Annotated in this window: 8 protein-coding genes and 1 pseudogene; all 9 read left to right on the top strand. The window is 64.4% G+C overall.

Translation table 11 applies throughout. The features are described from left to right. On the top strand, positions 1–627 hold a 627-nt coding region (locus ACEW8N_RS14615; RefSeq protein ID WP_373500574.1), incomplete at its 5' end, for an aldehyde ferredoxin oxidoreductase C-terminal domain-containing protein. 79 nt (positions 628–706) lie between these two features. Beyond that, on the top strand, positions 707–2167 hold the full coding sequence (locus tag ACEW8N_RS14620; protein ID WP_373500575.1) for a trimethylamine methyltransferase family protein: 1461 nt from the start codon (positions 707–709) through the stop codon (positions 2165–2167). 50 nt (positions 2168–2217) lie between these two features. Further along, complete coding sequence (locus ACEW8N_RS14625; protein ID WP_373500576.1) at positions 2218–3462, top strand: PLP-dependent aspartate aminotransferase family protein; 1245 nt, start codon at positions 2218–2220, stop codon at positions 3460–3462. Between the two features lie 228 nt (positions 3463–3690). Next, on the top strand, positions 3691–5346 hold the full coding sequence (locus ACEW8N_RS14630) for an ABC transporter substrate-binding protein (protein ID WP_373500577.1): 1656 nt from the start codon (positions 3691–3693) through the stop codon (positions 5344–5346). Between the two features lie 98 nt (positions 5347–5444). Then, positions 5445–6743: an ABC transporter permease gene (locus tag ACEW8N_RS14635; RefSeq protein WP_373500578.1), complete on the top strand. Its 1299-nt coding sequence runs from the start codon at positions 5445–5447 to the stop codon at positions 6741–6743. Between the two features lie 31 nt (positions 6744–6774). Next, complete coding sequence (locus tag ACEW8N_RS14640; protein WP_373500579.1) at positions 6775–7710, top strand: ABC transporter permease; 936 nt, start codon at positions 6775–6777, stop codon at positions 7708–7710. Positions 7711–7761: 51 nt separating this feature from the next. After that, positions 7762–9882 carry a dipeptide ABC transporter ATP-binding protein gene (locus tag ACEW8N_RS14645; protein ID WP_373500580.1) on the top strand — a complete coding sequence of 707 codons (2121 nt, stop codon included), beginning with the start codon at positions 7762–7764 and terminating at the stop codon, positions 9880–9882. 583 nt (positions 9883–10465) lie between these two features. Further along, a complete protein-coding gene (locus ACEW8N_RS14650; protein ID WP_373500581.1) occupies positions 10466–11371 on the top strand; it encodes a poly(R)-hydroxyalkanoic acid synthase subunit PhaE in 906 nt (301 codons plus the stop codon). 12 nt (positions 11372–11383) lie between these two features. Further along, positions 11384–11653 (top strand): annotated as a pseudogene (locus ACEW8N_RS14655) (class III poly(R)-hydroxyalkanoic acid synthase subunit PhaC); the annotation flags it as partial.

An 11653-nucleotide genomic window follows, 5' to 3' on the forward strand; every position in this document is an offset into this window, starting at 1 on the left:
GGCGTGCGCCGGGCGGCCCAAGCCATCGGCCATGGCGCCGAACGCTTTGCCGCCCACGTCAAGGGGCTCGAACTCACCGCCTACCACCCGGCGGCCCTCCTGGGATCGGCCCTGGGATACGCCATATCGAGCCGGGGCGGCGACTATAATAACGTCTACGCCTCCATGGAGCACCGCTGGACCCCGGCGCAGGCGGCCCGGGCCTTCGGGACGGCAAAGGCCCTGGACCCGCAGCGCTATGAGGGCAAGGGCCGCATGGTGCAACGGGCGGTCCTGGTCAACATCATCCTGGACAGCCTGGGCATCTGCAAGGTCCCTGCCCTCTCCATGATCGGGGCCTTCGACCTGGAGGGCGAGGCCCGCCTCGCCTCCGCCCAGACCGGGTGGGACATGACGGCCGGGGAGCTATTCGACATCGGCCGGCGGACCGCCGACATCGAGCGCCTCATCAATCTCGACCTCGGCTCAGGCCCGGCCGACGACGACCTCCCGGAGATGTTCTTCACCGGGGACGGACCGCTGGACCGATCGAAATTCAAGGGCATGGTCGCCGAGTTTTACGCGGCCATGGGCTGGGACGACACCGGCCGGCCCGCCGACCGGGGCGTCGACGACATTTTGGAATAAACCGGAAGACGGATTCGATCGCCGCCGCCGGCCATCGCGCGTCCATCCTCCCACCCGATACATCAGCAGCGAGGAAAAGATGATATCCACCCACGATTCACGCATGGAGAGCGCCCACTACGCCCGCATGGGCCGGCAGGAATGCGAAAAGATCCACATGGCCACCCTGGAGATCCTCGAACGGACCGGCGTGGACGTCCATGATGAACAGGCCAGGGAGATCCTGATAGGGGGCGGGGCACGTGCCGACGGGATCCGCGTCCGCATCCCGGAGTTTATGGTGGCCCGGGCCCTGGCCCAGGTCCCCCGGCGGCTCACCCTCTACGACCGGAATAAGCAACCCGCCATCCGGGCCTGGGGATACCGGACCTATTACGGCGGCGGCTCCGACTGCCTCAACATCCTGGACCACCGCACCGGCCTGCGGCGGAAGCCCGTCCTCCAGGACGTTATCGATGCCGTCACCGTGATGGACGCCCTGCCCGAGATCGATTTCGTCATGTCCCTCTTTCTTCCTTCCGACGTGGACCAGCAGATCTACGACCGCTACCAGATGGAGGTCATGCTCAACCATACCACCAAGCCCATCGTCTTCGTCTCCCCGGATTTCGAGGGGTGCAGGGCCGCCGTCGAGATGTGCGAGGCTGTCGCCGGGGGCGAGGAGGCCTTCCGGCGGCACCCCTTCGCCACCTGCTACATCAACGTGACCTCGGGCCTCACGGCCAACCAGGAGGCCCTCCGGAAATGCATCTACCTGGCTGAAAAAGGCCTGCCCCAGCTCTGGATCCCCCTCAACGCCGGCGGCGTCAACTCCCCGGCCACCACCGCCGGGTGCATGGCATCCATGAACGCCGGCATCCTGACCGGCGTCGTCCTGGCCCAGCTCGTCCGGGAAGGGTCGCCGGTGGCGGTCCCGGGATGGAACGGCGGCCCGTACAACCTCAAGACCATGGTCGGCAACTACGTCCTGGCCGACGAGCAGGGCGTCCCCACCGCCATGGGCAAATATTACGGGCTCCCGGTCTTCGGCCTGGGCGGCGCCACCGACGCCAAGGTCCTGGACCAGCAGGCGGGCATGGAGATCACCGTGAGCCTCATGACGGCCCTGATCCACGGCGCCAACATCGTCCACGACGTGGGCTTCATGGACGCCGGGCTCCAGGGGTCCCTCCAGCTCCAGGTTATTGCCAACGAAACCATCGGGTTCCTCCGGGCCGCCACCCGGGGGGTGGTGGTGGACGACGAGACCCTGGCCCTGGACGTGATCGACGAACTCGGCCCCACGGGCAGCTACCTCCAGCACCCTCATACCCTGAGGCATTACAAGGAGCCGTTCCATTCCCGGCTGTTCGATAAGGGCCCCTACTCCCTCTGGCTTAAAAAAGGCGGCATGACCATGGAACAGCAGGCCGCGACGGCCATCGACGAAATCCTGAAGAAGCACCGGACCGAACCCCTGCCCGAAGAGGTCCGCCGCGCCATCAAGGCCATTGTCCAGCGCGAGCAGGCCTGGATCGACGGCAGCAACGCCGGGCGCTGACCCTCCCCTCATCCATAACATAACCCAAAAAAGGAGCGACACCCGCAATCATGAGCAAAACCGATCATTTCTTTATCAGGGACCCGTGGGTCTACGATCCCGAGGCGCCCCGGAAGGTCCGGGAGGACGCTGGGAGGGGGTTCGACACCAAGGCGCTCCACGCCGGTTTCCACCCCCTCGTCAACCAGAACGATTTCCGGTCCTTCGTGCCGCCCCTGGTGCAGTCCATCACCTATCCCTACGAGACCTTCGAGAAGATCCCCTGCCCGGTCTACGGCCGGACCCGGACCCCCACCAACACCGTCCTGGAGGAGCGGCTGGCCGCCCTCGAGGGTGGCGAGGCCTGCATCACCGCAGCCTCCGGGTCCCAGGCCCTCTTCAACCTCATTTTCACCATCGCCCGGCCCGGGGACAACGTGGTCACCTCCCTCAACATTTTCGGCGAGGGATACAAGCAGGCCACCGCCATCTTCCCGGAACGGTGCGGCGTCGCGTTCCGGTTCGTGGAGGACCCGGCCGACCCCGCCTCCTGGGACCGCCGGATCGACGGCCGGACCAAGCTCGTCTGGATCGAGACCCCCAGCAACCCCTGCCTCTTCATCACCGACATCGCGGCGGTGGCCGACGCGGCCCACGCCAGGGGGGTGCCCCTGATCGTCGACAACACCACCGCCACAGCAGCACTCCAGAAGCCCATGGCCCTGGGCGCGGACATGGTGCTCCTGTCGGTCTCCAAATTCATCGCCGGAAACGCCACCGTTTTGGGCGGCGCCCTCGTGGGGGAGGAGTCCCTGGTCGAGGATATCCGCTGGAACACCACCGAGTTCGTGGGCGCCGTCATGCAGCCCATGGAGGCCTGGATGACCCTCCAGTACGTGGAGACCCTTTCCATGCGCATGGCCCGCCACAGCGCCAACGCCCAGGCTGTCGCAGAATTCCTGGCAGGCCATCCCGGGGTGGAGCACGTCAACTACTCGGGCCTCGAAACCCATCCCCAGCACGGGCTGGCCTGCCGGCAGATGCTCGGCCACGGCGGCCTGCTCTCCTTCGTGGCCGCCGGAGGCATGGCGGGCGCGGCCCGGCTCATGAACAGCCTCAGGCTGGTGGTCCACGCCGTGACCTTCGGCACCAGCCGGACCATCTGCATGCACCCGCCCACCATCACTCACGAGCACCTGACCCCCGAGGAGCGGCGGATCGCAGGCATCCACGACGGCCTGATCCGACTCTCTGTGGGGCTGGAGAACCCGGAGGACATCATCGCCGACCTGGATCAGGCCCTGGGGAAGGTGTGAGGGCGGGGCAGGAAACGATGCCTTGACAGAAGAGGGAATTATGGTAGATTTGTTCAGAAAAACAGGCTGAATGCTGAAGGTGGAAGGTATGTGATTCAATCAAAGTATAGACGGCAGATCAGGCGGAAAGCGTCAGGCGGAGAAACATCGGGGAGCGGCATTCGCAGGCTTCTCTTACCTCGAGCCTCAGGCCTTCGGCCTGTCCACCTGCCCTGACAAGGAGGATGCATGAAAAAAGACCCCGCAGCGATCCATCCCGCCATCCTGGAATACAAGCGCAACCTCGACAAGGGAAAGATGTCCCGCCGGGATTTCATCCGGTACTCCAGCCTGCTCGGCATGTCGGCCTTCGCCGCAAGCCAGATGGCAGGCATGGGCTGGCCGCTCGGGGCCATGGCCCAGAGCATCAAGCGCGGCGGCACCCTCAAGGTCGCCGCCCCGGTCCACAAGGTCACCCATCCGGCCCAGTTTTCATGGATCGTCCCCACCAACCAGCTTCGCCATGTCGCCGAATACCTGACCTATACCGACGAAAACAACATCACCCACCCCTATCTCCTGGAAAACTGGCAGGCGAGCGAAGACCTCAAGACCTGGACCCTCAACGTGAGAAAGGGCGTCAAGTTCAACAACGGCGACAATTTCACCGCCGACGACGTCATTTTCACCTTCAACCAGTGGCTCAACAAAGACGTGGGGTCCTCCATGCTGGGCATGATCGGCGGGTACCTCGATCCCACCGGCATCGAGAAGGTCTCGGACCACCAGGTCCAGCTCCATCTCAAGACGGCCGAGATCGGGGTTCCGGAGCACCTGTTCCACTACCCGGCCATGGTGCTGAACAGCCGGACCTTCGAGGGAGACTTCATCAAGGCGCCCCACGGCACGGGTCCCTACGTTCTGGAATCCTACCGCGAGGGCGAGCGCTGCGTCCTCAAGCGCCGGAACGACTACTGGGAAAAGGGCGCGGACGGCAGCCCCCTGCCCTATATCGACACGTTGGAGTTCATCGACATGGGCACCGAGATGCCCCCCATGATCGCCGCCATCCAGGCCGGCGAGGTGGACCTCCTCGATTTCGGCGACATCGGCTCCACCGAGGCATACCAGGCCCTCAAGGACGACAAGCGGGTCAACGTGCTTCCGGTGGCCACCAACCAGACCCGGGTCCTCCGGATGCGCGTCGACATGAAGCCCTGGTCGGACAACCGGGTCCGCACCGCACTCAAGCTTTGCCAGCACCGGGAGAAGATTCTCTCCCTGGCCTATTTCGGGGAGGGCATGGTGGGCCAGGACATGCACGTCAGCCCCAAGCATCCCGAATTCTGCCCCATCGACACGCCGAAATACGACCCCGAGAAGGCCCGGCAGCTTCTGGCGGAGGCCGGCTATCCGAACGGCCTCGACGTCAACCTGGCGGCGGGCAGCGGCTGGAAGGAGATCGTCCGGTACGCCGAGATCCTCAAGCAGGACGCGGCCCCCGCGGGGTTCCGCATCAATATTCAGACCATGCCCAACAGCCAGTACTGGGAGAAATGGACCGAGGTCGACCTGGGCATCACCACCTGGGCCCACCGCCCCCTGGGCACCATGGTCCTCAACCTGGCCTACACGGCCGACGATGCGGGAAAACCCGTGCCGTGGAACGAATCCCGGTGGATCGATCCGGAGTTCTCGACCCTCTTGAAGGAGGCCAACGGGACCCTCGACCTGGAAAAACGGCGCCAGATCTTCTGCAAACTGGAAAAGATCCAGCAGGATCGCGGCTCCATCGCCAACGCCTTCTGGATCAACGTCTGGACCATCACCACCAAGCGGGTCCAGGGCGTGAAGGCCCACCCCAGCCTGTACCTGAAGCTCGGCAGCGCCTGGCTGAGCGCCTGATCCATCCCGCCGCCGGCCGGAGGAATTGCGGCCGGCGGCTTCCCCTCCATTCGCCCCGGGCCGATGCCGGGATGCGACCCGAGGCATGAAAACGCATTATGGCTAAATTTCTCTTGCGGCGTTTTATCCTGCTGATCCTGACCATGATCGTGGTTTCCGTGGCGGTCTTCCTCATCGTCGAATCATCGCCCGGAAACGTCGCCAAGAATATCCTGGGGGCCTTCATCACCCCCGAACAAGAGCAGTCGTTCCTGAAGCAGATGGGGCTGGATCAGCCGGCGGCCACCCGCTACCTTTACTGGCTGTTCGGCAGCGACATCACGGCCTCCCGAAAGGTGGGGATGGCCTTAAGGAAGATCTCCACCTCCAAGGGGTTCGAGGAGTGGTGGGCCGTCGGCCAGGACGGCCGGATGGTGCGGTGGGATATCGCGGGGGACGACCTCATCGCCTTCACCCGCCGGGACGACGGCACGGTCACCCGGCACCCGGACAACGGGCGGTGGAAAAGCCGCGGGGACGGCACTGCCGTCTTCTGGGGCGTCGACCGCCAGAACCACGCCGTCCTCTGGGAAAAAGGGTCGGACCGGAAGGTCTGGACCTTCGTGGTCGGCACGGGCTGGATGGAAACCAGCGGCGGCCCCCTGGCCTACATCCCCCTCAAGAAGGGGTTCCTGCGGGGGGATCCGGGGGTGTCCCTCAGGACCGGACGGCCCGTGGGGAAAAGCCTCTTCGTGCGGCTCCGCAACTCCCTCGTGCTGGCGTCCATCGCCTTTGTCATCGTCATGCCCCTGGCCCTCCTCCTCGGCATCATCGCGGGCCTCAAGGAAGGCTCCTTCAAAGACCGGTTTCTCTCCGTCACCGGGATGATGTTCTCGGTCGTTCCCGAGTTCGCCACGGGTATCTTTCTCATCTTAATCTTCGCCACCTGGCTCCAGGTGGTGCCCGGGTCGACGGTTTTCGGCGAAAAGGCCCCCTGGGAGCGGCCTGACATGCTGATCCTCCCGGTCCTGACCCTGACCCTCATCGAGCTGGGCTACGTGCTCCGCATCACCCGGGCCAGCATGGCCGAGGTGATGCGCTCCGCCTACATCCGGACGGCTTTTCTGAAGGGGCTCCCCTACCGGAAGGTGGTCTTCGGCCATGCCGTGAGAAACGCACTCATCGCCCCCATCACCGTCATCATGCTCCACGTCAACTGGCTTATGGGGGGAATCGTCATCGTGGAGGTGGTCTTCGGGTATCCCGGCCTGGGCCAGTACCTGCTCGATTCGGCCCTCTACAAGGACATCAACGCACTGGAGGCCGGCACCATGGTCATGGTGCTCGTGGCCGTGGGGACGCAACTGGCGGCGGACGTCATCTACACCTTTCTCAATCCCCGAATTCGATACACATAGGGCCGCGAACGGGACACCCAATGGAGGGGACATGAACGAAACCATACCGCCAGAGACGATGACCGGGGAAGCGAACGAGGGGAAAACCCTGGCCGGAAGCCTGAAAAACGGGCTTGCCGTCCTCTTTGCCTCCAATACTGCCGTGGTCGGGCTGATACTGGTGCTGTTCTGGGTGTTCTCGGCCCTACTCGCCCCCCATATCACCACCTACAGCCCCACGGAGCAGGACTGGAAGGCCCCCAACCAGGGTCCGTCCGCGGCCCATGTGCTGGGCACCGACGAACTGGGGCGGGATATCTGGTCCCGCCTGGCCCACGGCGCCCGCATCGTCCTGGTCATCCTGCCCGTCACCGAAAAGTTCTGGCTGCCCGGCGGCACGGCCGTCTGGGGCGTGCTCGCCTCCCTGCTCCTGGGGGCGACCCTGGGGCTCCTGGCCGGATACCGGGGCGGCTGGATGGACGAGATCGTCATGCGCCTCCTGGACGCCATGATGGCCATCCCCATCATCCTCCTCTACCTGATCATCGTGGCGGCCATCGGCCCCTCGGCCCTCAACGTGGTCTTCGCCATCGCCATCGTCGGGACCCCGGGGGTGGCGCGGCTGGTCCGGAGCCTCACCCTCGACATCCGCACCCGGGACTATGTCCGGGCGGCGGAAACCCGCGGGGAGAGCATCTGGTACATCATGTTCGTGGAGATCCTGCCCAACGCCAGGGGGCCCATCATCATCGACGCCATGCTCCGGGTGGGGTACGCCATCTTCGCCATGGGGACCCTCGGGTTCCTGGGACTGGGCCTGCCGCCCCCGTCCCCGGACTGGGGGAGCATGGTGGCCAAGGGCCGGGAGTTCATCCTCGCGGGAAGCCCCTGGGCCGCCCTCTGGCCTTCCCTGGCCATCGCCTCCCTGGTCGTGGGCCTCAACCTCCTGGCCGACGGGCTGCGGGAGGAGACCATGCGGTACCGGTAGCCAGGGCATCCGGACCCTCACCTTCAACCGAGCAAAGGGCGGACAAGACCCATGACCGATCAACCAGCACCCGGCACCCCGGAGCCATCCGTCATCCTGGAGGTCGAAGGGCTCTATATCTCCTACAAGACCCGAAACGGGCTCCTGCCGGCGGTCCGGGACGTATCCTTCCGGATCCGACGGGGCGAGACCCTGGGCATCGTGGGCGAATCCGGCTGCGGGAAGAGCACCGTCGCTTTCGGCATCGTCGATTTCCTGGGGCAGAACGGCCGGATCATCGGCGGGAGCATCCGGTTTGAAGGCGGGGAGCTGGTGGGGCGGTCCCAGCGGGAGTTGAACCGCCTGCGGGGCAACCGCATCGCCATGGTCTACCAGGACCCCATGGCGGCCCTGAACCCCTCCGTCCGCATCGGCCGGCAGCTCTCCGAGGTGCTGACATGCCACCAGGGGATCCGCGAGGCGGACGCGCGGGAGCGCTGCGTGGAGATGCTCCGCCGGGTCCACATGCCCGACCCCGGGGCCGTCATGAAGCGGTATACCCACCAGCTTTCCGGAGGTCAGCAGCAGCGGGTCGTCATCGCCATGGCCATGCTCAACAGGCCTTCCCTCCTGATCATGGACGAGCCCACCACCGCCCTGGACGTGACCGTCGAGGCAACGGTTCTGGACCTGGTGGAGGAGCTTAAAACGGAATTCAGTACCGGCATCCTCTTCATCTCCCACAACCTGGGGGTCGTGGCCCGGGTGAGCGACCACATGTGCGTCATGTACGCCGGCCAGGCGGTGGAGAGCGCCCCGGTCGCGACCCTGTTCGAAGCCCCCTCCCACCCCTACACCCGGGGGCTGCTCCGCTGCATCCCCCGCCTCGGCGAGGACAAGGCGTCATCGACCCTCAGCCCGATCCCCGGACGGGTGCCGCCGCCCGACCGGCGGCCGGACGATGCCTGCATCTTCGCGCCCCGCTGCGACTACGCCATACCGGCCTGCACCGCCGCCTGGCCCATGCCGGCGGAGGTGGGCGAGGGCCACACGGCCCGCTGCATCCGGGCCCGGAAGGTCCGGGAAGACGGGCTGCTGGCCAGGATCCAGGCGAAGATCCGAAAGCAGGAGGCCCCTCCGGCGCCGGTCGAAGCGGAGACCCTCCTCAGCCTCAACCACCTCAAGGTCTACTACGAGACCGAGGCCAGCTCCATCAGGAGCCTCTTCGGCCTGGAAAAACCCCGCTACGTCAAGGCCGTGGACAACATCTCCCTCAGCGTCGCCAAGGGAAAGACCCTGGGCATCGTCGGCGAGTCGGGGTGCGGCAAATCGACCCTGGTCAAGGGCATCATCGGGCTCGAAAACATCACCGAGGGGGAACTGGAGTTTCTGAGCGTCGACATCACCCAGCCCGTCACCCAGCGGGCGACCCGCATCATCCGCGACATCCAGATGGTCTTTCAGAACCCCGACGCCACCCTCAACCCGGCCTTTACCGTGGGCCGCCAGATCGCCCGCCCCATCCGGCGCTTTCAGAAACTCTCCAAGGCCGATACCCGCGAGGAGGTCATGCGCCTCCTGAAGGCCGTCCGCCTGAGCCCCGCGTACTCCGACCGGTATCCCCGGCAGCTCTCCGGCGGCGAGAAGCAGCGGGTGGGCATCGCCCGGGCATTGGCCAGCCGGCCGGACATGGTCATCTGCGACGAACCCGTGTCAGCCCTCGACGTCTCGGTCCAGGCGGCCGTCCTCAACCTCCTCCTGGAGATCCAGCGGACCTTCGGCACCACCCTCATCTTCATCGCCCACGACCTTTCCGTGGTCCGGTTCTTCTCCGACGACGTGGCCGTCATGTACCTGGGCCAGATCATGGAGATGGGCCCCGCGGAGACGATCTACGCGCCGCCCTACCACCCCTACACAGAGGCCCTGCTGTCGGCGGTGCCCATCCCCGACCCTGCGGCCGTCCAGAAGTCGATCCGCCTGAGCGGCAACGTCCCGAGCGCCCTCGACCCGCCCGCGGGGTGCCGCTTCCACACCCGGTGCCCCCGGCGGAGCATGCTCCCCGACGGCGGAAAAATCTGCGAGACCGAGACCCCGCCCTGGCGCCAGGTCCAGGGCAAGCACCACATCCTGTGCCACATCCCCGTCGCGGATCTCGCCGCGTTGGATTCGGTCATCGTCAGGGTGGGATGAGACGGCGGACGTTGCAGGAGCGCACCGCGGGCCTTGCGGCCCGGTTCCGTCGCATCGGGGACGGCGGCGCGACAATTTTCTTGAGAAAAATGGAGACTTGTGCTTCAATTGTTTCAGGCAGCGGGTTCCGCCCCCATTCTCGCAGACCGCCCGGAACCGCCTTCGCAGGGATCCGCCGCTGACGCATCCGAATCATCCATAACCTTCCGGAAACATCCGCCGCAGCATCAATCCGTCGAGGCTCAGGCGACCTCGGCCTCGGCAGATTGCGATCCCCAACCGTCACCCGACCCAGGCCGATCTTTGACACCTGTTTTTCGCATTTCATTTTATATCGGTTTATTGCGGCATCCACAAAGGTTGTTGGCACCACCCGGCACCCTCAGGGGCATGTTGCCGTTCGATGCCGCGTCCAGGTCGAGGAACCGGGTTCATCCCTTTCCTGAGCCTCGACCCGACGGCAGACGAATCCCGGATGGACAGGGTCATCCAGTCGGGGGCGGCGCCCGGGCGAACCTCCCTCTGTGTGGATACCCGGAAAACCAAGCCCGAAGATAAAGCCCGAAGATAAAGGAGGACACGCATGGCAGAAAACAAGAAGACCGAGACCGATCCGGCCGCATGGATGAACGCCTGGACAAAATCAACCACCGATTTCTGGCGCCAGATGCTGGGGGCTCAGGCCGGCGCGGGGTCCGAAAAATTCGGAAAAAATCCGGCGTCCCAGGCTCAGAAGATGCTGCTTTCCGGCGGCAAAATGCTCCACCTGATGATAGCTAAACTGAGCGATCCCGAGACGATCAACGCCGTGCTCCAGGGCATGGATACCCTCCCCGAAACCTCCATGAGCATGATCCAGCAGGGGGTCAACAGCTATGTCGAGATGCAGAAACAGTGGACGGAGCAGGTATCCAGGATGGGCAGGCACACGGAAGCCTACAAATTCGAGGGCATCGATGAAAACGTCTTCAAGTCGTGGAAGGAGACCTACGAAAAGGAGTTCCAGAAATTTTTCAACATTCCGGCCCTGGGATTGACCCGCTTCTACCAGGAGCGGATCAACCGGTTCATGGATGAAACCAGCCAGTTCCAGGTGGCGCTGTCGGAATTCCTCTACCTGTTCAGCGTCCCCTTCGAAAAGACAGCCAAGGTCATGCAGGAAAAAACCGAAGAGATGATGGAGAAGGGGGACGTCCCCAGCGACGTCAAGGAGTATTACAACATGTACATCAAGATCCTCGAAGGCCACTACATGACCCTGCTCCAGTCCCCGGAATACATCCGCGTCATGTCCGATACCATCAACGCCCTCGTGAAATACAAACAGGCCAGGGAGGAGGTGCTCTGCGACATGCTGAACACCCTTCCCATCCCCACCAACAAGGAGATGGACGAACTCTACAAGGAATTCCATGTCCTGAAAAAGCGCGTCAGGGAACAGGACAAACGATTGGACCGCCTGGAAGAGGCGATCCTCCCCCAGGAATAAAGGAGGTGTGTCATGAGTCAGCCGATAGCCGTGGATCTGATCATCAAGAATCTGGCAGAAGGCACGGAAAAGGCCAAGGAACGCGCCCAGAAAGCCTCCGAGGTGCTGTTAGGCCCTCTGGAAACGGATATCGCCCCCACGCCCTACGAGGTGGTCTACCAGGAGGACCGGGTACGCCTGAAGCATTACCTGCCCGAAAAGGTCACCCACAAGATCCCCCTCCTGATCGTCTACGCCCTGATCAACCGGGAAACCATGCTGGACCTTCAGCCGGGAAGAAGC

The sequence above is a fragment of the Desulfococcus sp. genome (genome assembly GCF_041737845.1).
Classification (GTDB): domain Bacteria; phylum Desulfobacterota; class Desulfobacteria; order Desulfobacterales; family Desulfococcaceae; genus Desulfococcus.

Excerpts from the sequence above, each read along its gene's own strand:
- ACEW8N_RS14620 (WP_373500575.1), top strand. The coding sequence starts at position 707 with ATGATATCCACCCACGATTCACGCATGGAGAGCGCCCACTACGCCCGC.
- ACEW8N_RS14625 (WP_373500576.1), top strand. The coding sequence starts at position 2,218 with ATGAGCAAAACCGATCATTTCTTTATCAGGGACCCGTGGGTCTACGAT.
- ACEW8N_RS14630 (WP_373500577.1), top strand. The coding sequence starts at position 3,691 with ATGAAAAAAGACCCCGCAGCGATCCATCCCGCCATCCTGGAATACAAG.
- ACEW8N_RS14635 (WP_373500578.1), top strand. The coding sequence starts at position 5,445 with ATGGCTAAATTTCTCTTGCGGCGTTTTATCCTGCTGATCCTGACCATG.
- ACEW8N_RS14640 (WP_373500579.1), top strand. The coding sequence starts at position 6,775 with ATGAACGAAACCATACCGCCAGAGACGATGACCGGGGAAGCGAACGAG.
- ACEW8N_RS14645 (WP_373500580.1), top strand. The coding sequence starts at position 7,762 with ATGACCGATCAACCAGCACCCGGCACCCCGGAGCCATCCGTCATCCTG.
- ACEW8N_RS14650 (WP_373500581.1), top strand. The coding sequence starts at position 10,466 with ATGGCAGAAAACAAGAAGACCGAGACCGATCCGGCCGCATGGATGAAC.